The 861-nt window shown below is 79.4% G+C and carries 1 protein-coding gene; it reads right to left on the bottom strand.

The features are described 5' to 3' along the window. Positions 1-36 precede the first annotated feature (36 nt). Entirely contained in the window at positions 37-813 is a 777-nt protein-coding gene (locus tag GTR02_RS21920) for an ABC transporter ATP-binding protein (protein ID WP_166609573.1), read from the bottom strand. Positions 814-861 lie beyond the last annotated feature (48 nt).

The raw sequence follows: 861 nt of genomic DNA, 5'->3' as shown, positions 1-861 counted from the left end.
GAGCGAGCGGGGGGTCGTGCGGCGGAGCGGGTGCGGTCAGCGGTGCTGGGCGCGGGGGACGCCGAGCAGTTCGAGCAGGTCGACGCGCAGGGCGGCGAGGTCGGCGTCGGCGCGGTCGCGCGGGCGGGGGGCGTCGACGCGCAGGTCGCGGACGACGCGGGCCCCCGCGCCCTCCTCGGGCACGCCGAGGACGACCACGCGGTCGGCCAGGTGCAGGGCCTCGTCGACGTCGTGGGTGACGAAGACGACCGTCGCGCCCGTGTCCCGCTGGACGTCGTCGAGGAGGTCCTGCATGCGCAGGCGGGTGAGGGCGTCGAGCGCGGCGAACGGCTCGTCGAGCAGGAGGACGCCGGGGCGCCGCACCAGGGCGCGGGCCAGGGCGGCCCGCTGGGCCATCCCCCCGGACACGCGTCGCGGGCGGTGGCCCGCGAAGTCGGCGAGGCCCACGGTCTCCAGCCAGCGCAGCACCTCGGCGCGGCCCTCGGCCCGGGACGTGCCGGGCGGCAGGCCCAGGGCGACGTTCCCGGCCAGGTCGCGCCACGGCAGGAGCCGGGGTTCCTGGAACACCACGGCGGCCCGGTCGGAGACGCCCCGGACCGCGCTGCCCGCGACCTCCACGACGCCGCTGGTCGGGCTGTCGAGCCCGGCCACCATCCGCAGCAGGGTCGACTTGCCGCAGCCCGAGGCGCCGAGCAGCGCGACGGTGCTGCCGGCCGCGACGTCGAGGTCCACCGCGTCCAGGACGCGGTGGGAGCCGCCGGCGGTGGGGAACTCCCGGCCGACCCCGCGCAGCGCGACGGCGACCGGGCTGATCCGTGGGGAGCCGGCCCGCGGCCCGGGCGTCGTGGGGGTGTCGGGGGC

It is taken from the genome of Kineococcus siccus (genome assembly GCF_009906795.1).
Taxonomy (GTDB): domain Bacteria; phylum Actinomycetota; class Actinomycetes; order Actinomycetales; family Kineococcaceae; genus Kineococcus; species Kineococcus siccus.
The sequence above is the reverse complement of the archived record's forward strand: the minus strand, read 5'-3'. Positions and strand labels throughout refer to the sequence as shown.